The following is a 26,648-nucleotide window of genomic DNA, read 5'->3' on the forward strand; positions in this document are numbered from 1 at the left end:
GCATGGCAGACCTTCTAACCTTCGCTGAAGCCATTGAGCATTCAGCGCAATTCAAGAAGCGGCACTTGTTGCTCGGCAACGGTTTCAGCATTGCCTGTCGTCCGAAGATCTTCACATACGGCTCGCTGTTTGAGCAGGCGGATTTTTCATCGGCACCCCGCCTGCCTGCGGTATTTGACGCAGTCGGAACGACGGACTTCGAGCATGTCATCAAGATGCTGGAGGACGCTTCACGTGTTGTTCCCGTCTATTCAAAGGAGGCAACGGAGGCGGCAGCTCAAATGGCCGCGGATGCCGAGGCCCTGAAAGATATTCTCATTCAGACGGTCGCTAACAATCATCCCAATATTCCGAATGAGATCAACGACGAGCAGTTCTGGGCATGCCGACGGTTTCTGGCTCACTTCCTTGGGGATGGGAACACAGACGGAAAGGTTTACACCCTAAACTATGACCTCTTGCTCTACTGGACCTTAATGCACGAGGACATGGGTTTCGACGATCCCATCAGCCTTGCTGCCAACGATGGCTTTGGCCGCGACGAGGACACGGAGCCGGAATATGTGAACTGGATGGGCGAGAGCGGCGCGCACGGACAGCGCGTTCATTACCTCCACGGCGCTCTGCACCTGTTCGATGCTGGTGCGGAGCTCCAGAAATACACTTGGGTCAACACTGGGAAACCCCTGCTTGAGCAAGCTCGCGAAGCCATGGGAGCGCGCAAGTTCCCGCTTTTCGTAGCCGAAGGCAAAAGCAATCAGAAGCTGGCCAAGATCAAACACAGCGCCTACTTGCACCATTCATACAAGAGCTTCTCCTCGCAAATGGGTCAGAGGAATGATGCGCTCTTCATATTTGGGCATAGCCTGGCCGAGAACGACCAGCACATTCTGAAGAAGATTGCGCGCGGCAAGGTCGGGCAGATCTACGTCGGTCTCTATGGCGATCCCAATAGTGATGGCAACAAGGCGATCAGGTCGGCTGCGAACGCCCTTGGGGCTCACCGTGATGAACGTGTCCCGCTGTCTGTCGCATTCTTCGATGCCGGATCCGCCCAAGTGTGGGGGGCGTGATGGATCGAGGCCATGGGTTCGATACCCGCGAGAAACACCAGTCCCAGGTTCCGGCGCTGCAGCTGCTCGTGGCGCTGGGGTTCACCCCGCTCTCGCAGGAGGAGGCGCTTCGCCTGCGTGGCGGGCGTCTGCGGAATGTGGTGCTGGACGATGTGCTCGCCGAGCAACTCATGCGCATCAACCGCTTCACGCATCGAGGCCGTGAATACGGATTTGACCTCGAGGACGCGCACGAGGCGATGCGGCGGCTGAAGCCCACGCCAGATCGGCTGAAGGGGCTGCGCGGCACGAACCAGGACATCTACGACACGCTCGTCCTCGGCACGACCATCACGAAGTCCATCGACGGCGACTCGAAGAGCTATTCGTTCCGCTACATCGATTGGGAGCGGCCGGAGAACAACGCCTTCCACGTCACGGCCGAGTTCTCGGTCGAGAGGACTGCGTCAAGCCAGACCAAGCGTTGTGACATCGTCGCGTTCGTGAACGGCATCCCCGTTCTGGTGATCGAGAACAAGCGGCCGACCGAGAGCCTCAACAAGGCGGACAGCCAGCTGATCGGCTATCAGAACGAGGACAACATCCCACAGCTCTTCCACTTCGCGCAGCTTCTGATGGTGATGAACCGGAACGAGGCGCGTTATGCGACCGTGGGCACGCCGCGGAAGTTCTGGCAGACCTGGCGCGACGAGGAAGACACCGACGAGGCCATCGCGCCCTTTGCCAACCGCATGCCCACCGCGGCGGAGAAGGACGCCATCTTCTCCGGTGATTTCGCGGGCGCGCGCGTCTATTTCGACGCGCTGGCCGCTGAGGGCGAGCGCGCGGTCACGGTTCAGGACCGGACGGTGTACGCGCTGTGTCGCCCCGAACGACTGCTCGACCTCATCCGCCGCTTCACCGTGTTCGACGGCGGCGTCCGCAAGGTTGCGCGCCACCAGCAGTTCTTCGGAATCCGGCGCGCCGTCGAGACCGTCAAGCAGCACGACGTGAGCGGCGCCCGCAAGGGCGGCGTGATCTGGCACACGCAGGGTTCGGGCAAGTCATTGACGATGGTGATGCTTGGGCGCTCGCTCGCTCTCGAGCGCAGCATCGAGAACCCACGGATCATCATCGTCACGGACCGCGACGATCTCGACAAGCAGATCAAGGACACCTTCAAGTCCTGTGACCTCGAACCGGTTCGGGCGACGAGTGGGTCTCATCTTCTGGAGCTCGTCCACAACAAGGCTCCGCTGGTCACCACGATCATCAACAAGTTCGACACGGCGCTGAGGAACAGCAAGCTGGCGGACGACGACCCGAACATCTTCGTGCTGGTCGACGAGAGCCACAGGACGCAGACGGGGCGCTACGGCGGCCACAGCCAGTTCGCCGCCAAGATGCGGCGCCTCCTGCCCAAGGCCTGCTACCTCGGCTTCACCGGCACGCCCCTGCTGAAGAAGGAGAAGAACACGCTTTCGACCTTCGGGCGGCTGATCCACCGCTACGCCATCGACGAGGCGGTCGCCGACGGCGCCGTCGTGCCGCTGCTCTACGAGGGACGGCTTGTCGAGCAGCAGGTCTCGGGCACCGTGATTGACCGCTGGTTCGAGAAGATCAGCGAGGGGCTCACCGAGGACCAGAAGCGTGATCTGAAGCGGAAGTTCTCCCGGATGGACGCTCTGGCCAAGACCGACCAAGCCATCCGAGCCAAGGCCTTCGACATCTCCGAGCACTATCGCCAGTACTGGCAGGGGACCGGCTTCAAGGCGCAGCTCGTTGCCCCGTCCAAGGCGGCGGCGGTCCGCTTCAAGGAGGTTCTCGACGAGATCGGCCACGTCTCGAGCGCGATTGTCATCTCGCCTCCGGACGAGAACGAAGGCAACGAGGAGGTCGACCAGGAATCCAAGGACCTCGTGCGCCGCTTCTGGTCGCAGATGATGGCAAAGTACAAGACCGAGGAGGAGTACAACCGCCAGATCATCGATGCATTCAAGGGCTCCGGCGATCCTGAGATCCTGATCGTCGTCTCCAAGCTCCTCACCGGCTTCGACGCCCCCCGGAACACGGTGCTCTACGTCTGCAAGTCCCTGAAGGAACACAATCTCCTGCAGGCGATTGCGCGCGTGAACCGGCTCTACGAGGACGGCGGAACGGAGAAGCAGTTCGGTTTCATCGTCGATTACGAGGGGCTGCTCGGCGAGTTGGACAGCGCCCTGACGACCTATAGCGCCTTTGAAGGCTACGAGGCGGCCGACCTCGCCGGGACGGTGCATGACGTCCGTGAGGAGATCCGCAAGTTGCCCCAGCTGCACGATCAGCTCTGGGATCTCTTCAAACCGGTTCGAAACAAGAAGGACATGGAGCAGTTCGAGCAGCACCTCGCTGACGAGGCGCTGCGCCATGAGTTCTACGTGCGCCTCAAGGCATTCAGCCGCTGCCTGCACATCTCGCTCTCGTCCGACAAGCTGTTCGATGTCTTCGACGAGGCCAAGATCGATGCTCTGAAACGCGACTGGAAACAGTTCTCCGAACTCAAGCGCTCGGTCCAGCTCCGCTACCAGGAGACGGTCGATGTCCGCGAGTTCGAGCCGAAGATCCAGAAGCTCCTTGATGACCACGTCGTGGCAATGCCGGCGGAGACCATCATCGAGGTGGTCAATATCAACGATCCCGACGCGCTGAAGGCCGTCGTCGAAGAGACGGGGGTCTCCGAGGCCTCGAGGGCCGATCGCATCGCCAGCGCGACCCGGCGGGCGATCACCGAGAAGATGGATGAGGACCCGACGTTCTACAAACAGTTCTCCGAGCTGCTCGAAGAGACCATCCGCACCTACCGCGAGAAGCGGCTGTCCGAGCGCGAATACCTGAACAGCGTCGTGGACCTCGCGAGCAAAGTCGCACGCAAAGATCGCGGCCGGGATGTTCCAGAAAGCATTCGGGGCGACGAGGATGCACAGGCGTTCTTCGGGATCCTGGACGGTCGGCTCAAGACCGAGGGCGATGAGCTGGTAGCCGGCGACGATGTCGCAGCGATCGCTCAACAGATCATCGACATCATCAAGTCCCACCTGATCGTGGACATCTGGTCGAACGAGGTGGCCCAGAACAATCTGCGCAACGCCATCGATGACTTCTTCTTCGACGTCCTGCGTGACGAGAGGGGCGTCGACCTTCCTGTAGAGGTGCTCGACGATCTCGAACTGAAGATCATGGACCTCGCCCGGGCCCGGTTCGCAGCATGACGCGGGAATTGCATTGCCTGCAGTACGGTGAGCAGGAGATCCAATACGAAATCGTCCGCCGCCCGAGGAAGACACTGGAGATCGCCGTCGAGCCGGATGCGTCGGTGGTGATCGCGGCCCCGGAGGACGCGACACTAGACGCCATCGAAGCCAGGCTGCGGAAGCGCGCCGCATGGGTAACAAGGCAGCAGCGGTATTTCGCGCAATTCCTGCCGCGGACGCCGGAGCGCAGGTTCGTCGCAGGGGAAACGCATCTTTACCTCGGGCGCCAGTACCGGCTGAAGGTCGTCCCGCATGTCCAGGAAAGCGTGAAGCTGATCCGCGGCTTCATCGTCGTGCAGACTCACCGGCCGACCAGGCCGGAGGTGACACGCGACCTGGTCGAGGTATGGTACCGCGACCGGGCCCAAATCAAGTTTCCGGAACGGATCGAACTCTGTCTCGGTCTGTTCCCGGATCCCGAGGCATTCAGGCCGAAGGGGCTCATCGTACGTCAGACCCGGCAGCGATGGGGGTCCATGTCACCGGCCGGACGTCTGCTACTAAACCGCCGCCTCGTGCAGGCGCCGGTCGATGCCATCGACTACGTGATCACCCACGAGCTTTGCCATGTGGCAGAGCCACATCACGGGGCTGCCTTCTTCGAGCTCCTCGACAAGGTGATGCCCGATTGGGAGCGTCGGAAGCAGAGGCTGGAACGGGCCATGGCCTGAGAACTTCCGAACCCGGTCGTGGCAGACGCAAACGCGACTTCAATCCAAGCAATTTCAGTGGCTTGGAATTCCTACGCTTCCACAAGAACTTACGAGTAATTCACCAAATCCGCGCAGTCATGAGGTCCGGAGAATTTCGGCCCGGAGAGATCGCTTTCAGGCCCCCCGGCGCAGGGGCCAGTGCTCAGCCCGTCCCGCATAACCCTCGAAAACAACGGAAAAATCCGGCCGCAGCCGGATAGGGAGAACGCTTTCGCGAGGGCAAGTGGCGGAGTGGAAGTCTGCTCTAATCGCTTGATAAAAGAGTGTTTTCTAAGATCAATGCAAGCCGCCCACCGCGCCGCCCACCTTTCTGACGTTTCCGCCATGAAGCGTCGGGCCTCGCCACCTCAAGTACGTCAGATCACAGCTTAACTAGCAGGCGCTATTTGAACCAATACTGGCTTCGCTTAATTTCACGCAATAAGAACTTCATTTCGTGGGTCTTGTGAAGGATCGAGATTATTCGAGCATACTCCGGCGCTCGATCGGCCCCCTCAAAGTTACCGCCGGTAATTTCGTCATGAATTTCCAAGTCGAGATTACGAAATTGGTCGGTGCGAGATCCGCATATTCTTTGATAGTCGAAATGGGTCGTTGCCGCAAATCCACCATGAATTTGGCTTTCTAGTTTGCGAGCCTCAGCAGTACCACCAGACTGTGACCAATATTCGATTGCTAGATCTTCAAGCTTGTTGATATCAAACATCAAATCAGCGATTGAGCTGATATCGTTCTGGATTCTAGAAAGCCATGGTTGAACGAACACGGTCGCTAAGATGCCGAGGAGAAAACTAATAAAGACCGCTGCAATTTGCATTGCTGAGAATCAAGACAGTTAAAATTTCTTTGCGGCTTTTAGGATGTGCTTCTCGACCAAGCGCTGATATCGCTCGTTCTCAGCCTCTCCAGCATCGATTTTGATTAATGATCGCGCTTTATGGGTCGGCAACTCTAAACTTCGGACAGCTCCTCCGAACGCCTCTTCGAAGAACGACGAACCAAAACTCATCACCCCAGCGAGCGAGACGATCACGGAGGTTTGATTCGTGAGCGCTTGCTTGAGCATGGGAAGCAAGAGCGTCTCCCGAAATTTTGAGCCGTTGAAGGGCCCATCACTTTCCACCCTTCCTGCGGGGAAAGGGCTGAATTCGCTGGCAATCGAAAGATGCATAGGCTCAGCCATCCTCAGCTATCGCTGGCAGCGCCAGCCTCCACTCGACCAAAGTGCCACCGACGGACGTTCCACACGACTCACGCACGACCCCCCCACCGTGCTCATATGAGCATCTTCCGGCCCGACTCAAGACCGAAATTGACCCTCCACCGACGAAATCGATCAACTCACGCATCTGCGGGAGCCCCTGGCCTCGATTGTCAAGGCCCGTACTGCTGGCTCCAAAGCGTAGCGCGCCTTCGATATAAGCCGCATCATTTGCGTACTCTTCAGCCTCCGTCGAATTAAGTGCATTCTGAAGAAATGACAGCAATCGAACTGGCAGAGATTTTGTCGGCTTAGCAGCGAAGGTCACAGGGATAGATGCGCCTTGATCATAAAGCGCAATCGTTAAGGTCCGGTTAACGCGGTGCGCGGATGCTGTCACCCACCAGCGACCAACAGGTAAATACTTAAAGCGGTAATTTGACGGGTAAGCCCAGCCTGTAACGTTACTCAATCCCTCGCAGATGGCGGTCGTCACTTCCTTGAGATACTTGCTGGGTAAACCAACCTCCCCATATATAAACTTGCTCAACTCCATTATTTGGTTGCTTGCTTGAGCTAACTCTTCGGTCGAACTTCCTGATACAATTCGCATTGTCCTTAGATCGCCGGAAGTCGAGTATTTGATACCCACGTCCTCGGAAAGACCAAGAAGCTCAAAGAATCCTAGCTCAAACAACGCGGTAAATACACGCTTGTTCCACTTGTGCAGATCAATAGCGGGCGGGGTGGAATTGATTAACTCTCGCGCTCGATCGTACTCAGCAGTCAATACGAGAGCGGCGCTTGTCGATATACCTTCAATCTTAGAATAGTCGGTATAATCCCTTATGTATAACCCCCCGCCGGGCCAAGATTCGCGAAAGACCCATCCCATTTTGGAATTTTTGCGAACGGCAAAATTCTTTCTAAGTGATTCAAGATAGCTTAATGTTGAATGGTAGTTATCCTCGAAATCTAAGCTACTAGGCGGATGCCGAGCGACACCTCTGACTTTTACTCTGTGGAATTCTCCGTTCAACAATATGATCGAAGTTGAACCTTCAACAGTAGGTCGCGACGAATACAGGCGCAAGATATGTTTTCGGTTGCCATTGACCGCTCTTTTTATTAGAAGCCGCTTCTGGCGTTGAGATAGTTTTTTCATATGCTCATGCTCTTTACTTCAGTAGCTAATTACAGACAACTAATCCGAACGTAGACTCAATTTCGGCAAAATATTGTTCAGTCCGCGCTTGCCCGTCGATGGTCCAACGTGCAAATCGGGAGGTCAACAGACAATTTCCGCTCAGTCCAAAGGTGCATTGGCGCATTTAATGAGTTCACGTCAACCAACTGCTGACAATAGAACAGTCTTTAACCTCATAGACGAACAGGAAAAAAGATGAGAGCGCATCTTTATCGCTAGATGCGACGAAGCAGTAGATCGCACCTCGGGCGATCAACGTCCGATGCTAGCGACGCCGTACGCTGCCGCCTATGGCTGTAACTTCGACCGCATGGTGATGTAGTACTCTAGCGGCGTAATAACCACGCTCACCGCTCAACACATCAAATGCATCGAAGATCGCGTCGAATGCGGCGCGCAGCGCTTCGATGCTATCGTTGCCAAGCTGTGTGGTCAGCCGATCCTGCCAGGCAGCATGACGCTGATTGCTCCAGCCGGGATAGAAATCAAACGCACGGCAGCACAACGACAGAAGGTCCATCGGAGAAAGAATTAGCAGTGAATTGCCGTTCTGATCATCTTCAAATCTGGTCCGGCTATGCATATCAATTAGTAACTCATGTGACTTGCCGATATTCTTTTCTCTAAGCACCGTGGCCGCAGAATAGATTTCTATTCGGTCCAGATACCATCGCCCACAGTCACTTAGTATGTAATCGAGGGAGCAATTGCCTTTAACAAGATATACACGTCGAAATTCGCACCCAGGAACGGTGAAGCTTAACCTGCGACCACTCACGATTTGTGATATGCTTCCCATCGTTATATCTTTGACCAACGCCCCAGCTTCATTTGATAGCGAACCTTCGCAAGCGCGCCACAGTAAGAGCGCCATTCTGGGTCGGACATGCTTGTCTGATCCAGCATACTTGGAAATAGGTGCTTAAACTCCGATTTAATTTCTTGGGGCGGCATTCGATGCTTGGGGTACTTCATCAAGTAGCTATAGACATTTACTCCAAGCGTTCTCAAGCGAGTATTCTCTGAATAGTAATCTTCGATCGCCGTCGATAGCCTACGTTCATACCAGTCCGTCACCTGCCGTTGCCGAGCGATGGATTTTAGCCTAGTAATTTCTCGTCGAATTTGAGTGATGGTCATCGACTTAGCCGCACAATAGCTTTCGTAGTTCTTCTATATCCCGCCGCATCTGATCAATTTCGCCGATGTTCTTCAACGCGGAAGCCGCACCGGCAATCTGCTTTAGTTCATTAAGAGTGACCTCACCTTCCGCAACCGCTTCCGATATTCCTTCGGCTGTCAGGTCCATTTCGACAAGTCGTCCAGATGGAAGGACGCGACTCAGGATGAATTCGACGGCGCGCTGGTCATTGCGACTGACATTCTCGCGCAATGCGCGGAACGCATCATCCGAGAGGCTCCGCAATTCAGCGATTGCTTGCTGAGACACGCGATTTCGCGAACCGGGCTTGCGTCCGGCACTTGTCACAAACCTTCCCCGATCATCTCGAATCTCGGGTGATTTAGGGGAGTCTGCCGTCATTCCAGCCATTGCCATCTGATTGCGTGCCGTTCGATCCATCCGATCAGATCGGCAGTATTTATGTCTCGTCCTAGGGGGAACCCGTGCTTGTCGCGCCAGCGCTTGACCGTAGGGCGGCTCACACCGAACGCATGTTGCACAATTCCGATCGGTAGGGTTTGCCGGGCAGGCAAATGGACCGCCCGCCCGGCACATAGACTGCGGCTGACATCAGGCATCGTTAAGCATTTGCCAGGCGTCCGACATGGTGATGCCGCAACAAACAGCCGCAATAGCAACAGTGTCTGAAAGGAACCGGCCTGCATCCTCGACAACTGTGGCTTGCTGCTTCGCGATATTCTCCATGTCATAGAATCCCCGATCGACCTTTAGCTGATCGACCCCGTAAGCGAGAGGGCGTTGCGGGCTCGGACTCACCCGGAAGTTGGGATTCTTTTCTGCGTCGGCTAAGCCGGTCCGATAATTCCAATACCGAACCCGTTCCATCACAGCTTTCCAGTGCTCATTGGGAAGACTGGACAGCTTCTGACCAACGCGAGCAATTGCGAAGATACCTTGGCGGTCCCAGGATTGCAGCGCGTTCAGCTTCCCTGCTAAATCAAGGTCACGCCAAATTGCGAGAGTGTGTGCGTCGATCGCAGGGTTATCCGACGCTGTGATCGTTTCTCGCGCGGACTGTTCCATCAGATAACGGTCCTGATAGTTTCGCGCCGATCGTAACGCCCGAGCGTAAATCGGTTTCAGATGTTTCGCGACAATTTCGCGAACCCGCTGCGGCAGTTTCTCAGATCGTATTTCTTCAACTTGTTCCGCTAGATCATCCGCAAGGTTAGCAGTCGCAACCGAAAGCGATTGCAAATCACTGATTTCCGACTGAACATTCGCCGTGGCATACGATCCGGCATTTCCGTGCGGTGATCGAAAGTTCACGACTGCTCCGTTTTTATTAATGACCTGAGCAGAATAAGACGGTCCATGATCATAAGCTTTTGGTAAATGTATATTAAGCGACGCGTTCATCTTTCGCTTCCTATGTTTGAGCTACTTTTCAATGAGATAGGATCAAGACTCGCCTTATGGCAACGAAATCTCTGTTAACGGCATAACTTTGCTAATCCGGTATTTGATGCTATCGGTGACTATTCGAGCCTTCGCGCGTCGATTAGGGAAAATACCATGTCACCCACGGGCAACAATCTTAGCCAAAGCGGCGGGCAAGATGGTGGGCTGCAAAAAATTGTTCCTAGTTTGCACGGCGAATCAATGTTGTGCAGCAGATGGCCCGTCCGCTTGAATTTTCAGTGATGCCCATGGACGTGAGACAGGCTCGATCAAGACACGTCTCGGTGGCATTGTGGTTGTCTCGCCTCTAGCTTGGCTGAGTCAGGCGCGGTGGTGTCCTAAGGGCCGCTTTGATAGGCGCGACGAAAGTCGGGCACAGCGCTGCGTGTCTATCTTAAATCGGCCCCTATGTCTGGGCGATCGGATGGGGCGGGATTGTCGCCGTTCTCGCAGTTAGGGACATTCGGGAGGCGCCTGTGTGATGCGCTGAAGGGCGGCTGCGAGGGTGTCGGACCTGGGGCCTACAGTGTGAGGCAGCGCCATACCCTGCGCTGATCACTCGTATCCGCTCAGATTTCGAATTCTTCGGCCACCTAGGGCGGGAACCCAAAGAACCCATAGAACCCAATTTCCGTAGCTTCCCTTCCGTGAAGCTTTTTGGTTTGTTTATCTCGGGGCACCATGGAGGTTGAGTTCTACGGGTTCTGCGGGTTCTCGCAGGCCCGAAAAAGGGGGCCGTAGCCCCCGAAATCACGGCCATGTGGTTGGATTGTCAAGAATTACCAAAACTTTGGCGACCTCGCCGAATAATCGCCGCAATTTCGTGCACTGGCCAGCCTTGCACAAAGTCAGGCGGAAAGCCGTTCGGATTTACGATCAGTAGCTTTTCGGCTTTTCTGTCGATCGTCACTTTCTTGCCTGCCATCATGCCCGCCGCCTTGATTAAATCGGATGCGCCCCGCGAATGTGACGGCCAGTCGTCATCGCCCACGAACGCGCGCAGATCAGCGGTCGTCGCCAGCCCCTCGCCCCATGTGGCCGCGAACTGCCGCGCCGCCCGCAGTGCCTCGCTTTCCATCGCCGCAATCGCCCTGCGCTTTGCTTCATTCATCGGTGCATGAGCGCCAGGATTGAAGCCGGTGAGATCGAAAGATGCCAGATATTGCTGCACCGATGCAACGAATGCTTGTTCGATCGCACCGCCCTCAAGGTATTGGTGCAGCCAACTATACCATTCCGGCGAATTTGCTTTGGTTGGGTTGGCAATTACGATCACGCGCCGGTCGTGATTGTCGAACGGTAGCGCATCTTCGTGCTGTGAAAAAAATAGCCAGCGCATGCAATTTTTCTCGACCGATTGAATACCAAACTTCGGATTGATATGCCGATTGGACTCATTCACGCGGCTTTTGAACGCCTGTGCCTCTTTTGAGTGCGGATTTCTTGCACCTTCGCGAACCTCATCGACTGTCGCAATCAGCTTGCGCGAAAGCCTGCCATTAAAGCCATCGGTGATCGCCATATCTGGCGCTACGCCGATCGCGGCGTAACCTTTAAACACGCGGGCAAGCATTTCGGCCAGCGTTCCCCGTCCGGTGCCATGCGCGGGTGTAAAGAACAGGTAGCAAGTATGCGGTAACTCAAATGGCCGCTGTATAATATGTGCCAACCATTGATAAAATCTATTTCGTTCGGCTTCCATCGGAACAAGGAATTCTACCAAACTAACGAAAGGATTGATCCATTCTTTCCAATTTTTAGGGGCGGCTCCAAGCAACAATGGTCGATATGTATTGAAGGCTATCCCATGCTCTTCAAGGGGCTTGCAAAATTGATCTTCGCCCGGCTGCCAGGTTAATTGATCTACAGTTAGCTTTTCAGATTGCCGCCATGTTTCAAAGGTCGAAACTGTTTTCAGAACAGGCAATCCCGTTTCTTTGTCAATCTTTCCGGTCTCGATTTCGTGTTTCGATGCCGAATAATCCGTGCGAGCGCTCTCCATCTTTTGCGCCGTTCGTCGAGTCCGATCAGCAACCCCGTTGCCATGGCGAATGAACACTAGCTTTTCGCTCATCTCGTCGAGCGTCATCTTCGGCGTGATCAGTTCCAGCCGTTCACCTTCACCGATTGCGCCCGCCTCTTTCATTCGCTGCTCACGACTCTTGAGATAACTTCCCCTTGCGGCCTTCTCCGATGCGGCCTTGTCGAGTGCGCGCAGGGCCGTTCTTTCTTTCTCCGGTCGATACAAGGAGGAACGCTTGAACAACCGCCACATGCGCGCATGGTCGCAACCGGTCCACCACGCAAGATGGTTCATCAACGCCATGTCTGCGGAACTGTGGTCGAACGGCTTTCCCTTCCCGCTGGCGTCGGGATGGAACTTGCTCAATTCAACCGTGTCACCTTCCCACAATGCGCGGAAGGGCGCAGCTGTCTTGAAGATCGTCGCCGCACCGCCTCGGCTGTTCAGCATCCGGCGCAGCAAGGTGTCGTCATCCGATGGGCCGTCGTAGCCGTCTATTGCCCGGTCACGCCATTCCAGCGGGTCCGCGCCGCCTCTTGACCGCAGCGGCACGAAGCACTGCAGCATTGTATCAGCGGGCTGCGGCTCACCCTGCCAGCCGTGCGGGCCGAAGGCGACGAACCGGCCCGATCCGTAACACTCATTCATGCCGCCGTCCGGCCTGCGCCACTTGTTCACATGCCGGGAAAGCGCCGCTTTATCCCGCGTCGTGACGATCACATGAAATCCGTTGCCTGATTGTGAAATTTCCCAAGCCGATCCCTCGAACAGTTTCCACAACGATGTGCCATCGATCCAATTTCCGGTATCATCTATGCAATCGTCAAAATCTAAAAAACAGAACGGATCATCTTCGGCGAACACAAAACCGATTCCAGTATAGCCGCCCTGTTCCATGCGCTGTTGAGCGTCGGATAGATAACCCCATGTGGTCGGATCAGTCGAACTGGCCCGGATGCCTGTTTTTGGATCGTAAGGAACTTTGGTAGCTTTCGGGTTTCCGTTACGGTACTCCAATCTCCAAACGACGAATTGACGGTATGGCTGCATGGTAAGCGGGACGCTTTGGGTCAATCCATTTTGGAAGACGCGTGGATAGGCAACTAACCCACTCAAGTTCAAAACGAATTTATTCCGTGACAATTTTGGGATTCCTCTTGCCAATTGATTTTGCCCGCTAAGGCGCGCATGCCGGGGCTTTCCCTCGGCTTTCCGAACCACTCGGCTCAACAGGCTTCCCCTAGCGTCCACCAAATCCATGGCGGCAGATTAGATGACTGACGAGAAAAGGTGCGCCACGTCAATGAAAATATCTTTAGATATCGACGTTCGATTGCTTTTGTAATTATATTCAACTCACATTTGTTGCCGATTGAGCCGTGCGCGGAACGCTACGTTCACCTCAGGGTGTCTGCCGCAGAGGAAAGGGAAGGCCCTATTGTTTTCATCAGGGTAAGGCCTTCTTCTTTCAGTTGATGGGCCGTTAGGCGGGCACAGTGATACTCTGGCGATTCTCCAAAGCGCTTCAAACCTGTAGTGCCGACCGTTGGTCCGCCAGCTTCAGCGGCTGACAAGCGTTCTGCCACAACCTCATTGCGCCGCCTCGCACTCGGCTTCCCAAGTTTGCAGATCAGAAAGCTTCCACCGTGTGCAGCCCGGCGAAAGGCTGATGGGCTTGGGAAATGTGCCTTTGCGGGACCACTTCCACACGGCTTCGCGGCTCTTGAGGCTGTATCGTGCGGCGACCTGCTTATCCGACAGGTATTCGGCCTTTGTAATGTGCTGCTGTGTCATCGGGCATCCTCGATCCGTAAGGTATGCCCACCATTGATTACAATTATTCACGTAAGGCAAAAGAAATACATGGAAGCTAATTAGCGCCTTAGTCCTTCCAGCCAGTGTCCAGCGCCCATCGCATTGTAGGCCCTATAGTTTGCTTTCCAGACGCAACGGCTTTTCGTATAGCATCCGTCGATCGTGATCGACTGTCGCGGCTGGCAAGTGTAGCGTAAGCAGTATCATTTGACGGGCATTCGCCAGAAGCGCGCAAAGCGACGAATTCTAGATATAACAGTTGATTGCGACGGACCGTCGAAGCATCTGATTTAGTGCCGCGTTTGGCCCTAATACTTCCTGTCAGCTTCGCGGCGATCATCGATCGAGCGACGGTGCCAAGCGGTACATCCTGTTCAATCAATCGCGCTAAGAGATTCCAGTCATTATTTTTTGCAGCGTTGATAGCGCCAACTTCTCGAGCGATATTAGAAATATTAGCCATTGTATTTCAACGACTTCGAAGTGGAATATCTGAGACGATTACTCTTTTCCACGTGTCTTTAACGCCGTGCTTCTCTAGCGCTTCGCAGAAGGCTTTATAGGATACATAAGGATACTCGGTGGGTCCAATTATGATCCGATCAACGAGCTCCACAACATCTGTACCAATCAAGCCTTTCGAGGTATCGCTAACCAGAGGGATTGCAAAGATTTTCTGTGGGACACCGTCAATCACAACAACACGTCCTGTAATTGCAGATGATTCCGCTTCATTCGGCCGATAGAAAATTCGCCATTCAAGTTCCTCTTGAAATCCTGGGTGCTTACTGGAAAGCGCTACAGTGAAAAGGTAGTGAAAAATGTGAATAGATAATAAATCAGCGTTAACAGCGTAATATTTCTCGTGCTCTTGGATGCGATTGCACACACCCCTCAAATCCTCTAGAAAAATTGAGCGTGACTGATATCGAACGGGGACGGAGAACGCCTGTAGAGCGGTTGTATCAGAAACGAGTGGTGTGTTTCGAACAACCAATCCCGTATTACCATACGCCCTCCACATGGAAAGGCGTCCGCTATTGTCTTCCTCGTCTCTGTGTTCTGATACGCAAGCGATGTAGGTCTCGTGCTGCCAATCAGTAACGTGCTCTTTCAAGCTATTAATAAGTTGATGTGTTGCGCTCGGAGAGATCTCATTGATTGCGTCGCGAAAAAACTCGCAATCATCGTGTTCGAGAGCGTAGTAAACAAGTTCTACGCCATAATGAATTTCCGAGAAATCATTCATTACTGTAGTATTTCGAAGCCAGATCTCTTGATTATCTATTATCCTTAGCGCTGTCTCGGCAGATGTGTAATAAACAAAGCGTTTATTGTTTTTTTCAACGTCGTTATATTTCTTGATTATTTCAGGACTGAACACGTTCAAGTAGATTAATTGATCATCGCTAAAAATCATCTTATTCCCCGTTAAGTTATTCGGCGAAATGACAGAAAATCGGCCCATGCGTTCATTAATTCGCGCCGCCTTGCCAGTGCATCACCCCGCGCATACGACCGCTCGACTTCATCGCCGGAAACGTGCGCAAGCGCCGCTTCGGCCAACTCGCGGGGGAAGCTGGTTTCGTCTTGTACCCATGTGCGGAACGTCGCGCGCAGGCCGTGTGGTGTTGCGATACGGCCGTTATCCTTATCGATCCAGCCAACGCCGTCTAGCGTCACCTGAACCGCATGGCGGTCCTTCATCGTTTTCGATAGGGCCATGTCGCCCAATGCGCCGCCGCGAGGTGCGACAAAAACCAGGTCAGTGCCGTGATGACGGGGAACAGTGCGCAGGACGGCTAAAGCTGCATCTGAAAGTGGCACCCTATGCGGTTCGCCCATTTTCATCCGCTCGCCGGGTACTGTCCAAATCGGCGCGTCACCGTCTAATCCCTCGAATTCCCCCCAACGCGCCCCGCGAACCTCTTGCGATCGGCATGCGGTCAGTGCAGCGAATTCCAGCGCCCGCGCGCTGATGCTGGGCCGATTATGCACATCGGTAAACCACGCCTGCGCGTCCTTCACTTGCAGGGCAGGATGATGGGCCTTTTGGCGCACTAGCGCCTTTTGCTTGTGACCGCGCCGCGTGGCGAACGCGCCGTGGTGTTTCAGATCGGACCATTGCGCCGGATTGGCCCGGTCCCGTTCCTCTTTGCCGTCTGCCCATCGGATGACAGCCTCGATCCGTGCCCGTACCCGGCGTGCTGTTTCGGGGATATCATTCCAGATCGGTTCCAGAACGCGTGCGATATCGTGTTTGGTGATTTCGGCAACCGGAATGTCGGCCAGACCATCCGCGCCAATACCCTTGCGATTTGTGCGGTTGCGCGGTGCCCTTCGTCTCGGATCGCTTTCCCCGACCGCATAAACCATCAGGGTCGATTCCCATTGCGCCTGATGCTTCGCGTTTGAAAGCCCGTCCAGTTGGCCCGCATCCTTGCTGCAGAATGCCCGGACGGCTTCACGGAAGGTGATCAGCTTCGGCGCTGTCGCAGCGGCTTTCTCGGCCCTCACAGCCTCTCTTAACGCCTCACGTTCCGCCATCGGATCGCGGCCAGCCATTACTGCGCGCTTCAATTCGTTTCGCTGCGTCATTGCTAATTCTTGCGCATCGGCAAGTCCGATTTCAGGATAAGCGCCTAAGCCGAATTCGCGCCTTTTACCGGTCACAACCACACGCAGAATCCATGATTTTGACCCACTGGCTGTGATTTGGAGATACAGCCCCTTGGCGTCCCCGCCGACCGCGATTAGCCGATGACCCTTGCTGCCGTCATGCTCTGCACGCTTCACCGCAAGCGCGTTCAACTTAGCTTTTGTCATGCCTAGAATCTCCGGCCCACCAATCAGCCCGCCAGAATTCTAGCCTCTGCTCACAACGCACGGCAACGGGGGTTCACTACCTTAACAGGCAATGCGCTGAATTTTCAGAGAAACATGGACCAATCACCACAAATGGCAACATGATGATGGCGGAGTGGAAGGGATTCGAACCCTCGAGACGGTTTCCCGCCTGCACCCTTAGCAGGGGTGTGCCTTCGACCACTCGGCCACCACTCCGCCGCGCGGTCTAGCAGGGTCGGGACCAGAGCAAAAGGACAAAGTTGGCGTACTGACGGTCGCTATGACCCAGGAGGGTCGGGACGCGTCGACGCGTATGGACGTTGCGCTATTGGAATAGGTTTTGTGTAGCGCGCCCGTGTTTAGATTCGCGCGCCTGTCTGTGCGACTTACGTCACCGGTTGCAGCGAAGCCATCAAAGACGCGATGATCGCGATGATGCGAAAATCCCCGAAGAGGATGAGATCGCCCCGTGATTTCCCGCGCGTCCTGATGCCTATGCGTTGAACAGGAAGTGCAGCACGTCGCCGTCTTTGACCTCGTAGGTCTTGCCTTCGACGCGCAGCTTGCCCGCTTCGCGAGCTCCGGCCTCGCCCCTGCCCGCGACGTAATCGTCGTAGCCGACCGTCTCGGCGCGGATGAAGCCCTTTTCGAAATCGCCATGGATCGCGCCTGCGGCCTGGGGGGCCAGCGTGCCCTTCCGGATCGTCCAGGCGCGGGCTTCCTTCGGACCCACGGTGAAATAGGTCTGCAGACCCAGCAGGTCGTAGCCCGCACGGATCAGGCGGTCGAGACCAGCCTCTTCCAGCCCCATCTCGGCCAGAAACATCTCCTGCTCCTCGGCATCGAGTTGGCTAATCTCTTCCTCGATCCGGGCGGAGATCACCACATGCGCATTGCCCTCGGCCGCAGCCTTTTCGGCCACGCGTGCGGACAGCGCATTGCCCGACGCCGCCTCGTCCTCGGCCACGTTGCAGACATAGAGAACGGGCTTCGCGGTCAGCAGTTGCAGCATGCCCCAGGCCTTGCGGTCATCCTCGGCCACAGTGACGCTGCGGGCGGGCCGACCCGCTTCCAGCGCCTCGCGGGCGGCGTTCATCAGCCGCGCGTCTTCCTTGGCCTGCTTGTCACCGGCGTTGATCTTGCGCGCGAGGTTCGCGAGCCGCCGTTCGAGGCTTTCGAGATCGGCGATCATCAGCTCGGTCTCGATCGTGTCGGCATCGGCGATGGGATCGACGCGACCCTCGACATGGGTGACGTCGCCATCTTCGAAGCAGCGCAGCACATGCGCGATCGCGTCGACCTCGCGGATGTTGGCCAAAAACTGGTTGCCCAAGCCTTCGCCCTTGCTCGCGCCCTTTACCAGTCCCGCGATGTCGACAAAGGTGATCCGCGTCGGAATGATCTGCTTGGACTGCGCGATCCCGGCAAGGGTATCCAGCCTTGTGTCGGGAACCGCGACCTCGCCGACATTCGGCTCGATCGTGCAGAAAGGAAAGTTCGCAGCCTGCGCGGCGGCGGTTTTCGTCAATGCGTTGAACAGCGTCGACTTGCCGACGTTCGGCAGCCCGACGATCCCCATGCGAAAGCCCATATCTGCAACCTTTCCTCGATCCGGCGGTTACCTAAGGCTGGGGCCGGCACAAGTCCAGCCCGGCCAACGGAAAGGACCCAGGCATGCAGTTCACCCCCTACCTTTCGTTTCAGGGCGAATGCCGCGAGGCGTTCGAAACCTATGCCGTCATTTTCGGCGGGACGGTCGATCTCATGGCGTTCTCGGACATGCCCGATGGCGCGGCGATGGAACTGCCGGCCGAACAGGCAGGCTGGATCATGCACGCGCATCTGGGTCTGCCGGACGGGGCGAGCCTGATGGGTGCCGACATGCCTCCACAATTCGGCGGCGAGCCGATGGCCGGTATGTCGGTCGCCGTGACCTTGCCCGATCGCGCCGAGGTCGGGCGTGTGTTCGAGGCGCTGTCGCCCGACGGTCACGTGAGGATGGAGGTGGGGCCGACATTCTTTTCGTCGGCATTCGGCATGCTGACCGATCGTTTCGGCACGAACTGGATGCTGATGGCGCAAGCTTCGGCATAGCTGTGATTGCACCGGTCGGGTGACCGGGATAGGCCAGAGCGACACGCTGACACGGGACGGATCATGACGAGAATCGAACAAAGGTTTGCGCAACTGGCAAAGGACGGACGCAAGGCCTTTGTCGCCTACATCATGGCGGGTGATCCCGACGCGGCGACCACTGCGGAGATCCTGGCCGGTCTGCCTGAAGCGGGCGTCGATATCATCGAGTTGGGCATGCCCTTCACCGATCCGATGGCGGACGGGCCGACCATCCAGACGGCGGGCCAACGCGCGCTGGCCGGCGGTGCCAGTGTCAGCGGCACGTTGTCGATGCTGCGTGAATTCCGCAAGACGGACGACACCACCCCGGTCGTGCTGATGGGGTACTACAACCCGATCTATGCACGCGAAGGCGGGGTCGAGCGCTTCCTAACCGACGCGGTCGAGGCCGGCGTGGACGGGCTGATCGTTGTGGACCTGCCCCCCGAGGAGGACGCCGAGCTGTGCATTCCCGCGCGTGAGGCGGGGCTGAACTTCATTCGCCTTGCCACGCCGACGACGGATGACGAGCGTCTGCCGGCCGTCGTCGCGAACACTTCGGGCTTCGTCTATTACGTCAGCGTCACGGGCATCACGGGCGGTCCTGCGGCGAATGCCGACGAGGTCGCACCCGAAGTCGCGCGCATTCGTCAGGCAGCAGGCCTGCCCGTCGTGGTGGGCTTCGGCATCTCGACGCCCGAAGCGGCCGAGAATGTCGCGCGCGTGGCCGACGGCTGTGTCGTGGGCAGCGCCATCGTCAAGCAGATCGGCGAGGGCAAGCCCGTGCCCGAGGTGCTGGATTTCGTCCGCTCGCTGGCCGAAGGCGCGCATCGGGGCTGATCGATGCGCCGCCTCGATCACATCGTCGTCGCCTGCGAAGACCTCGACAAAGGCGCCGCCTGCCTGGGAAAGACGCTGGGGCGATCGCTGGACTCGGGGGGATCGCATCCCGTTATGGGAACGCATAACCGGCTGCTCAATTTGGGACGCGGCAGCTATCTGGAACTGATCGCGATCGATCCGACGATGCCAGCGCCGCACCGGCCGCGCTGGTTCACGCTCGACAGTTTCGAAGGTGCGCCGCGTCTGGTCGGCTGGGCCGCCCGCGACAGTGCCTTCGTCGCACCCCAAGGCACGACCGTGACCGAGATGAAGCGGGGTGACCTGCATTGGCAGATCACGTTGCCCGATGGCGCTCAGATGCCAGGCGAAGGCACGCATCCCCTGCTGATCCGCTGGATCGGTGGCGGGCATCCATGCGACACGCTTCCGGACCGTGGCTTTCGGCTGAAACGGCTGGATTTGCAGACGCCAGGTCCGGCGGCCCGGTCCATCGGCGATCCGCGCATCCGGACACGCTATGGTCCGACCCGGTTGAAAGCGATGATCCACACGCCCGACGGACGCGACGTCTGGCTATGATCCGCGACAGTCGTCCGGATGACGCGCCCGCCATCGCGGCGATCTGGAATCCGGTCATCCGCGACACGACGATCACCTTCTGGCCGACCGAACGGTCGGTAGATGAGATCGCGGCCATCATCAGCCATCGCCAGGCCGCGAATCGCGCGCATCTCGTGGCATTGGATGATGCGGGTCAGGTGATCGGCTTCGCCAGCTACGATCAGTTCCGCGGCGGACTGGGATACGCCCGATCCATGGAGCATACGATCCAGGTCGCGCGAGACTTCCGGGGCAGCGGGATCGGCTGCGCGCTGATGGGTGCAATCGAACGCCACGCCCGCGCTCGTGGCCACCGCGTGATGATCGGCGCTGTCACAGGCACCAACGCGGCCTCGATCGCATTCCACGCGAGGCTCGGCTATTCCGAGTGGGGCCGCGTGCCGGCCGCTGGATGGAAATTCGGCGAGTTCCACGATCTTGTGTTGATGGGCAAGGATCTTTTCGCCTGAATCGGCTGCCTGCCGCGCGGCAGCCGCTGGCGAGGGATGGCTATCCTCGTTATCGTGGTCGGCGATGATGGATCAGGCGATACCCCGTAACCCGGCACCCGAGCTGCCGAGGCCGCGCAGCTTTTGGCAGCGCATCGCGGACCGGCTTGCGGCGCTGGTCGGCGCACGGCGCGTCTCGGTCCCGCCTGAACGCTCGGTCGCCTTCACCATTGCCGTGATCGCCCTTGGTGCGAAACTGGCGAAGTCGGACGGCACTGTCGCGAAATCCGAAGTCAGCGCGTTTCGCCGCGTCTTCGTGATCCCGCGCGCCGAAGAGCGCAACGCCGCGCGTGTCTTCGATCTCGCGCGTCAGGATGTGGCCGGCTACGACGCCTGGGCGCAGCGGATTGCGCGGATGTTCCCGCCGGGCGATCCCGTGCTGGCCGACGTGATCGAAGGGCTGTTCATCATCGCGCTGTCGGACGGCGCGATGCATCAGGCCGAGATCGCCTTCATCGACGATGTGGCCGCGATCTTCGGCATCTCGCCCGCGCAGGTCGCCGCGATCCGTATCCGCCACGACCGGACCAGCGGGTGCCTGCCCTGTGATGTCCTTGGCATCGCGCCCGACACCCCCCTACCCGAGGCCCGTCAGCGCTGGCGCAACCTTGTGCGAGAGGCGCATCCCGACCGCGCCATCGCGCGCGGCCTGCCGCCAGAGGCGATCCGACTGGCCGAAGCCCGGACCCGCCGGCTGAACGAGGCCTGGGACGCGTTCCGTGCCATGCAGCGTCCGGCGCGGGCGCAAGGTTCTGCCTGATCCGACGCCGCACGGCTTTGTGGCTTGCGCGGCAGTCGGGCGGCACCCATCTTCGATCCATGTCGATGCGACCGATCTTTGGCCTTCTGGCCCTGTTGTCCGCCGCCACGCCTGCAATGGCGCAGGATGGCTGGACGCCACCCCTTGCAGACCAGGCGCCGCGGGTTGTCCCGGAACCTGGCGCCGAACCCGAGGCCGAGGAAGAGCGCGGCCTTGACCTGATCGAGCGTGGCGCGGGTCTGCTGTTCCAGCAGCTTCTGGACGACGCCTCGCCGCATCTGGATCGGATGGGCCGCGATCTGTCCGGGGCATTGTCGCAGTTCGCACCGGCGATGAACGATCTGGCCGCGTTGGTCGATGACATCGGCAATTACGAAGCGCCAGAGCGGCTGGAAAACGGCGACATCCTGATCCGTCGTCGCGCCGATGCGCCGCCGCCGCCCGATTTGCCTGAACTGGCCGAGCCCGACACCGAAACGCCGCGAGAGCGAGCGCCGGTGCCGGTCGATCCCTACGCGCCGGAAGTTGAACTGTAGCGCGGGCCACAGACCGGGCAATCCGGTCGCCGCTCGACCGCAATGGTCCGCGTCTCGCCCCACAACCCGTCGAAGATCAGCATCCGCCCGCGCAACCCCTGCCCCGCGCCAGACGCCGTGACCCCCGCCAGATGCTTGATCGCCTCCAGCGCCATCAGGCTGCCGACGACACCCGGCAACGCACCGACGACGCCGGCCTCGGCACAGGGCAGCGCCTGGCCGGGCGCGGGCGGATCGGGAAAGACGCAGGACAGGCACGGCCCGCCCCGCGCAGGATCATAAAGCGTGACCTGTCCTTCCCATTGCGCGATGGCGCCCGCGACCAGCGGAACGCCCGCCGCGACGCAGGCGCGATTGACCGCCTCGCGCGCCGCGAAGCTGTCGGTGCCATCGATGACCAGATCATGCTCGCCGATCAGCGCGACGTCGTCATCGGTGATGCGCCGGTCCAGCGCGGCCAGCCGCAGATGGCCGTTCAACGCGGCCATCGCATCGGCGGCGGCCTCGGCCTTGTTGCGCCCCACATCCGCTGTCGCGAAGATCACCTGCCGCTGCAGGTTGGACAGGCTGACCGCGTCGTCATCGGCAATGGTGATCCGGCCCACGCCCGCCGCGGCGAGATACAGGCAGACCGGAGCACCCAATCCACCGGCGCCGACGATCAGTACAGAGGCGCGCTTCATGCGCATCTGCCCCGGCCCGCCGATTTCGCGCAGGACTAGATGGCGGGCGTAGCGGTCGAGCTCGGCATCGCTAAGACTTGCGTCGTCGCGCGTCGCGACTGTGGGCGGACCATCCTCTGGCGCAGCCCTGCGGCGCAGCGCGCGAAGAAGGCGCGTGTATCCCCAGACGAGCGCGCCCGCCCCGCCGATCACCAGCCAGACAGAAAGGCTGCCGCCGACCATCCGTGCGGCCAGTCCCGGCAGCAGCAAATGCAGCAGCGTGATCGCCGCCCAGCCAGCCACCGCGACCGGTGCCGCCGCGCGTCGACCCGCGAAGATCCAGGCACCCAGGATCGCCAGTGCAAGTGCCCAGAGCACCATCACTCGCGCCCCGTCGAGCCGAAACCGCGCTCGCCACGCGCGCTGTCGTCCAGTGCACCGACCAGTGAAAAGGTCGCTTGCGGCGCAGGCGCGACCACCAGCTGCGCGATGCGATCGCCATGCGCGATGACCTGCGGTTCGGCTCCAAGATTGACCAGGATCACACCCAGCGGGCCACGATAATCGCTGTCGATCGTGCCGGGACTGTTCAGCACGGTGATCCCTTGCTTCAAGGCAAACCCGGATCGCGGGCGGACCTGTACCTCCCACCCCTCGGGGACCTGCAGGCGCAGCCCGGTGGGGACCAGCGCCCGTTCACCCGGTGCCAGTGTCATCGACCCGCCACCCAGATCCGCGCGCACGTCGGCACCTGCCGCGCCCGCGCTGGCATAGGCCGGCAGCGGCAGATCGGGATCGGCGCCGGAAACGCGCGAAATGGCAATGCGAGGCGTCTGCATGGCGCGCATCTGCCCATGAAAAAGGCCGCGCGGCAAGACTGCCCGCGGCCTTCGTGTCATCCGATCGCAGCTTCAGCGCGGCGCGATCATCATCACCATCTGCCGGCCTTCCAGCTTCGGCATCGCCTCGACCTTGCCGGCCTCGCCCACGTCGTCACGCACGCGGTTCAGCAGTTCCAGCCCCAGATCCTGGTGCGCCATCTCGCGACCGCGGAAGCGCAGCGTGACCTTGACCTTGTCGCCACCCTCGAGAAACTTCATCACCGAGCGCATCTTGACATCGTAGTCGTGGGTATCGGTTCCCGGACGGAACTTGATCTCCTTGACCTCGATGACCTTCTGCTTCTTGCGGGCCTCGGCTTCGCGCTTCTGCTGTTCGTACTTGAACTTGCCCAGGTCCATCACCTTGCAGACCGGCGGGGTCGCGTTGGGCGAGATCTCGACCAGATCGAGGCCGGATTCCTCGGCCATCTTCAACCCGACCGAGGGGGCGACGACGCCCACATTCTCTCCATCGGGGCCGATCAGGCGAATCTCGGCGACACGGATGCGTTCGTTGACGCGGGGGCCGGTGTCACGGGTGGGCGGCGCGTTATGCGGTCTGCGGGCTATGGCGGTATTCCTTTTGCGGTTTGTCCAATGAAGGGAAAATAAGGCCGGACACGTGGTGTTTCAACCGGATTTGCGCGCCCAGAACGCTTGTTGGCGCCGATCCGCGACCCTGATGCGGGCCGTGCGCAACGCGCTTTGCGACCGGCGCCCGGCCGTGCCATAGAGAGGGCAAGCCGATCCTAGCGGAGTAACCGATGCGCCCGATCCTGATCCTCGTCGCCCTGATTGCCCTCGGTCTCGGTGCCGCCTGGGTCTGGACCGGAGGCGACTTCTCGCGTGATGCGACGCCCGAAGCGGGCGATGTGGTGAGCCAGCCCGAAGCCACGAATCCCGCGACGCCGGATACCGACGCCGGTATGGCTGCCGATGTCGCTGCGGAAACGGCAAACGAGGTTGAAGAGACAGCCGAAGACGCCGCCGAAGCCCCTGCGGGTGCCAGCGTCGATGCGGCCGAGGAAGCGGCGGATGCCGCTGCGGATGCTGCCGCTACGGCGACCGATGCCGCCGCCGAGGCCAGCCAGGCCGCCGGCGAAGCGACCGTCGCCCCCGCCAGCGAGGCGGCAGCCGAGGCCGAGGCCGCGGCCGAGCAGGCACTGGAAGCCGCCGACCGCGCCGCCGACGCCGCGAACGCTGCCGAGACCGATGGCGAGGCCGCGGCGACCGAAGCCGCGGACGCCGCCGAGGAAGCGGCTGCCGCAACAGACGTTGCCGCCGATGCGGCAGCGACAGCCGCCCAGATCGAAGCGGCGCTGACGCCCGAAGGCTTCGACGAGGCCGAAGTCACGCGCATCATCGATCAATCCACGATTTCCGACACGCAGAAGGCGACGCTGAAGCGCCTTGTCGAAAGCGCCAGCAGCAATCCCGACCTGCTCCGCTCGGCGCTGGACCAGGTCAAGGCCGTGATGCCGTGACAGACCGCTCCCTGACGGACTGGCTTGCAGCAAAGCCTGCCGTCCTGCAGGGCAAGGGACCGATCGCGATCATCCTGTGCGAAGACGACGCGGCCATCGCCGAGACGCTGGATCATCACCTCGGCCTCGGATTTCGCCACATCCTCGCGCTTTCAGCAGAGCCTGTGGATCAACGCCTTCCCGCACTGCGCGATGCGCGGGTCACCAACCTGATCCACGATTGCCGCCGCGCGGATGCTCACGTCGAGGCGGTCAACGCGGTCATTGCTGCCGCGGCACCGGGGCTGTGGCTCTATTACGCATACAACGCCGAATTCCTGTTCTTCCCGTTTTCCGAAAGCCGCAGCGTTGGCGAAATGCTGGCCTTTCACACCGAAGAACGCCGCGCGGCGATGCTGTGTTACGCGATAGACCTTTATGCGCGTGACCTGACGGTCGCTCCGGACGCGGTCGACATCGACGGGGCGATGTTCGATCCGCGGCTGCATTTCGCATTGTCGCCGGATGGAACCGAAAGACGGCTCGACTTCCACGGTGGCTTGCGCTGGCGGTTCGAAGATCGTTTGCCGGCGGATCGTCGCCGTATCGACCGGATCGCGCTGTTCCGAACCGAGCACGGACTGCGGCTGCAAGCCGATCACCGGCTGAACCGGGCCGAGATGAACACCTATTCCTGCGCGTGGCATCACAACCTGACGGCTGCGATCGCCTCGTTCCGCGTCGCCAAGGCGCTTGTCAGCAATCCTGGCTCTCGCGAGGGGATCGACAGCTTCGTCTGGGCCGGGTCGGCGCCCTTCGACTGGCGGGCCCAGCAGCTTCTGGATCTGGGTCTGATGGAGCCGGGACAGTGGTTCTGATCGGACGATCCGCACGGTGACGTGGCGGTCTTGCACCGCGAACCCGCCGGATGATAGACGGACGGGAACGCGGCGGGGGTCTTCCCGGCGGTGGCCAAGGGGGTAGGACACAGCACATGGCGATGACGCAGACCAGTTTCGGCAAGGACGATCTTCTGGCCTGTGCCCGGGGCGAGCTGTTCGGCGAGGGCAATGCCCAGCTGCCGATGCCGCCAATGCTGATGATGGATCGCATCACCGAAATTTCGGAAGACGGCGGCGAACACGGCAAGGGCCATGTGGTGGCCGAATTCGACATCAATCCGGACCTGTGGTTCTTCGAATGCCATTTTCCGGGCAATCCGATCATGCCGGGTTGTCTCGGTCTGGACGGACTGTGGCAGTTGACCGGCTTCAACCTTGGCTGGCGCGGCTGGCAGGGGCGCGGCTATGCGTTGGGCGTGGGCGAGGTCAAGCTGACCGGAATGGTTCGACCTGACCGCAAGATGCTGCGCTATACCGTTGATTTCACGAAGGCGGTGCAGACGCGCCGTCTGACGATGGGTGTCGCCGACGGCCGGGTCGAGGCCGACGGCGAGGTGATCTACCAGGTCAAGGACATGAAGGTCGCGCTTTCCGAAAGCTGATCTCACGCGAATGAAGGGGGTG

The 26,648-nt window shown here is 59.1% G+C and carries 26 protein-coding genes and 1 tRNA gene; 12 read left to right on the plus strand and 15 right to left on the minus strand.

Annotated features, from left to right (window positions below; genetic code table 11):
• The first annotated feature begins 2 nt into the window (after positions 1–2).
• The 3 genes from MLD63_RS14060 to MLD63_RS14070 are packed head-to-tail and all read left to right on the plus strand — an operon-like array spanning position 3 to position 5,013.
• The gene (locus MLD63_RS14060) at positions 3–1,073 is read left to right on the plus strand and encodes a DUF4917 family protein (RefSeq protein ID WP_255330545.1); all 1,071 of its coding nucleotides are present in this window, start codon (positions 3–5) and stop codon (positions 1,071–1,073) included.
• Positions 1,073–4,300, plus strand: coding sequence for a type I restriction endonuclease subunit R (locus tag MLD63_RS14065; protein ID WP_255330546.1), 3,228 nt, complete (start codon positions 1,073–1,075; stop codon positions 4,298–4,300). Before MLD63_RS14060 ends, MLD63_RS14065 begins: the two co-directional genes overlap by 1 nt.
• Entirely contained in the window at positions 4,297–5,013 is a 717-nt protein-coding gene (locus MLD63_RS14070) for a M48 family metallopeptidase (RefSeq protein WP_255330547.1), read from the plus strand. The genes MLD63_RS14065 and MLD63_RS14070 overlap by 4 nt, the downstream gene beginning before the upstream one ends.
• Before the next feature lie 424 nt (positions 5,014–5,437).
• On the opposite strand, the gene MLD63_RS14075 is transcribed toward MLD63_RS14070, so the two are convergent.
• The 12 genes from MLD63_RS14075 to ychF all read right to left on the minus strand — a co-directional run bounded on the left by MLD63_RS14075 (position 5,438) and on the right by ychF (position 18,344).
• The gene (locus MLD63_RS14075; protein WP_255330548.1) at positions 5,438–5,872 is read right to left on the minus strand and encodes a hypothetical protein; all 435 of its coding nucleotides are present in this window, start codon (positions 5,870–5,872) and stop codon (positions 5,438–5,440) included.
• An 18-nt stretch (positions 5,873–5,890) separates the two neighbouring features.
• Positions 5,891–6,238: an STAS-like domain-containing protein gene (locus tag MLD63_RS14080; protein ID WP_255330549.1), complete on the minus strand. Its 348-nt coding sequence runs from the start codon at positions 6,236–6,238 to the stop codon at positions 5,891–5,893.
• Positions 6,231–7,421 carry a hypothetical protein gene (locus MLD63_RS14085; RefSeq protein ID WP_255330550.1) on the minus strand — a complete coding sequence of 397 codons (1,191 nt, stop codon included), beginning with the start codon at positions 7,419–7,421 and terminating at the stop codon, positions 6,231–6,233. Before MLD63_RS14085 ends, MLD63_RS14080 begins: the two co-directional genes overlap by 8 nt.
• A gap of 307 nt (positions 7,422–7,728) precedes the next feature.
• Positions 7,729–8,337 (minus strand): hypothetical protein, encoded by a 609-nt coding sequence (locus MLD63_RS14090; protein WP_255330551.1) that lies wholly within the window; start codon positions 8,335–8,337, stop codon positions 7,729–7,731.
• A gap of 270 nt (positions 8,338–8,607) precedes the next feature.
• Positions 8,608–9,021 (minus strand): hypothetical protein, encoded by a 414-nt coding sequence (locus tag MLD63_RS14095; protein ID WP_255330552.1) that lies wholly within the window; start codon positions 9,019–9,021, stop codon positions 8,608–8,610.
• A 195-nt stretch (positions 9,022–9,216) separates the two neighbouring features.
• Positions 9,217–10,026, minus strand: a complete 810-nt coding sequence (locus tag MLD63_RS14100) for a hypothetical protein (protein ID WP_255330553.1) — start codon at positions 10,024–10,026, stop codon at positions 9,217–9,219.
• An 814-nt stretch (positions 10,027–10,840) separates the two neighbouring features.
• Positions 10,841–13,141 carry a phage NrS-1 polymerase family protein gene (locus tag MLD63_RS14105; RefSeq protein WP_255330554.1) on the minus strand — a complete coding sequence of 767 codons (2,301 nt, stop codon included), beginning with the start codon at positions 13,139–13,141 and terminating at the stop codon, positions 10,841–10,843.
• Positions 13,142–13,681: 540 nt separating this feature from the next.
• Positions 13,682–13,885: a helix-turn-helix transcriptional regulator gene (locus MLD63_RS14110; RefSeq protein ID WP_255330555.1), complete on the minus strand. Its 204-nt coding sequence runs from the start codon at positions 13,883–13,885 to the stop codon at positions 13,682–13,684.
• Between the two features lie 490 nt (positions 13,886–14,375).
• Positions 14,376–15,326 (minus strand): DUF2971 domain-containing protein, encoded by a 951-nt coding sequence (locus MLD63_RS14115; protein WP_255330556.1) that lies wholly within the window; start codon positions 15,324–15,326, stop codon positions 14,376–14,378.
• 11 nt (positions 15,327–15,337) lie between these two features.
• The gene (locus MLD63_RS14120; protein WP_255330557.1) at positions 15,338–16,717 is read right to left on the minus strand and encodes a tyrosine-type recombinase/integrase; all 1,380 of its coding nucleotides are present in this window, start codon (positions 16,715–16,717) and stop codon (positions 15,338–15,340) included.
• A gap of 162 nt (positions 16,718–16,879) precedes the next feature.
• Positions 16,880–16,969, minus strand: a tRNA-Ser gene (locus MLD63_RS14125).
• A gap of 277 nt (positions 16,970–17,246) precedes the next feature.
• Positions 17,247–18,344 carry a redox-regulated ATPase YchF gene (gene ychF / locus MLD63_RS14130; RefSeq protein WP_255330558.1) on the minus strand — a complete coding sequence of 366 codons (1,098 nt, stop codon included), beginning with the start codon at positions 18,342–18,344 and terminating at the stop codon, positions 17,247–17,249.
• Positions 18,345–18,427: 83 nt separating this feature from the next.
• Here ychF and MLD63_RS14135 point away from each other — a divergent pair, with 83 nt between their 5' ends.
• The 6 genes from MLD63_RS14135 to MLD63_RS14160 all read left to right on the plus strand — a co-directional run bounded on the left by MLD63_RS14135 (position 18,428) and on the right by MLD63_RS14160 (position 22,116).
• Positions 18,428–18,847 carry a VOC family protein gene (locus MLD63_RS14135; RefSeq protein WP_255330559.1) on the plus strand — a complete coding sequence of 140 codons (420 nt, stop codon included), beginning with the start codon at positions 18,428–18,430 and terminating at the stop codon, positions 18,845–18,847.
• Positions 18,848–18,910: 63 nt separating this feature from the next.
• Positions 18,911–19,708: a tryptophan synthase subunit alpha gene (gene trpA / locus MLD63_RS14140; protein WP_255330560.1), complete on the plus strand. Its 798-nt coding sequence runs from the start codon at positions 18,911–18,913 to the stop codon at positions 19,706–19,708.
• 3 nt (positions 19,709–19,711) lie between these two features.
• Positions 19,712–20,290 (plus strand): VOC family protein, encoded by a 579-nt coding sequence (locus MLD63_RS14145; RefSeq protein WP_255330561.1) that lies wholly within the window; start codon positions 19,712–19,714, stop codon positions 20,288–20,290.
• The gene (locus MLD63_RS14150; protein ID WP_255330562.1) at positions 20,287–20,781 is read left to right on the plus strand and encodes a GNAT family N-acetyltransferase; all 495 of its coding nucleotides are present in this window, start codon (positions 20,287–20,289) and stop codon (positions 20,779–20,781) included. Before MLD63_RS14145 ends, MLD63_RS14150 begins: the two co-directional genes overlap by 4 nt.
• 67 nt (positions 20,782–20,848) lie before the next feature.
• A complete protein-coding gene (locus MLD63_RS14155) occupies positions 20,849–21,580 on the plus strand; it encodes a TerB family tellurite resistance protein (RefSeq protein WP_439957672.1) in 732 nt (243 codons plus the stop codon).
• A 59-nt stretch (positions 21,581–21,639) separates the two neighbouring features.
• Positions 21,640–22,116, plus strand: coding sequence for a hypothetical protein (locus MLD63_RS14160; protein ID WP_255330564.1), 477 nt, complete (start codon positions 21,640–21,642; stop codon positions 22,114–22,116).
• Here the strand turns inward: MLD63_RS14160 and MLD63_RS14165 are convergent.
• The 3 genes from MLD63_RS14165 to infC all read right to left on the minus strand — a co-directional run bounded on the left by MLD63_RS14165 (position 22,092) and on the right by infC (position 24,229).
• Complete coding sequence (locus tag MLD63_RS14165) at positions 22,092–23,162, minus strand: HesA/MoeB/ThiF family protein (RefSeq protein ID WP_439957670.1); 1,071 nt, start codon at positions 23,160–23,162, stop codon at positions 22,092–22,094. The genes MLD63_RS14160 and MLD63_RS14165 overlap by 25 nt on opposite strands.
• A complete protein-coding gene (gene dut, locus MLD63_RS14170) occupies positions 23,159–23,617 on the minus strand; it encodes a dUTP diphosphatase (RefSeq protein ID WP_255330566.1) in 459 nt (152 codons plus the stop codon). The genes MLD63_RS14165 and dut overlap by 4 nt, the downstream gene beginning before the upstream one ends.
• Positions 23,618–23,689: 72 nt before the next feature.
• Positions 23,690–24,229, minus strand: coding sequence for a translation initiation factor IF-3 (gene infC / locus MLD63_RS14175; protein WP_255330778.1), 540 nt, complete (start codon positions 24,227–24,229; stop codon positions 23,690–23,692).
• 194 nt (positions 24,230–24,423) lie between these two features.
• Here infC and MLD63_RS14180 point away from each other — a divergent pair, with 194 nt between their 5' ends.
• The 3 genes from MLD63_RS14180 to fabA all read left to right on the plus strand — a co-directional run bounded on the left by MLD63_RS14180 (position 24,424) and on the right by fabA (position 26,626).
• Positions 24,424–25,143, plus strand: a complete 720-nt coding sequence (locus tag MLD63_RS14180; protein WP_255330567.1) for a translation initiation factor 3 — start codon at positions 24,424–24,426, stop codon at positions 25,141–25,143.
• Positions 25,140–26,000 carry a glycosyltransferase family protein gene (locus tag MLD63_RS14185; RefSeq protein ID WP_255330568.1) on the plus strand — a complete coding sequence of 287 codons (861 nt, stop codon included), beginning with the start codon at positions 25,140–25,142 and terminating at the stop codon, positions 25,998–26,000. Before MLD63_RS14180 ends, MLD63_RS14185 begins: the two co-directional genes overlap by 4 nt.
• 116 nt (positions 26,001–26,116) lie before the next feature.
• Positions 26,117–26,626 carry a bifunctional 3-hydroxydecanoyl-ACP dehydratase/trans-2-decenoyl-ACP isomerase gene (fabA, locus tag MLD63_RS14190; RefSeq protein WP_255330569.1) on the plus strand — a complete coding sequence of 170 codons (510 nt, stop codon included), beginning with the start codon at positions 26,117–26,119 and terminating at the stop codon, positions 26,624–26,626.
• The last annotated feature ends 22 nt before the right edge of the window (positions 26,627–26,648 follow it).

This window comes from Paracoccus albicereus (genome assembly GCF_024359525.1).
GTDB lineage: Bacteria > Pseudomonadota > Alphaproteobacteria > Rhodobacterales > Rhodobacteraceae > Paracoccus > Paracoccus albicereus.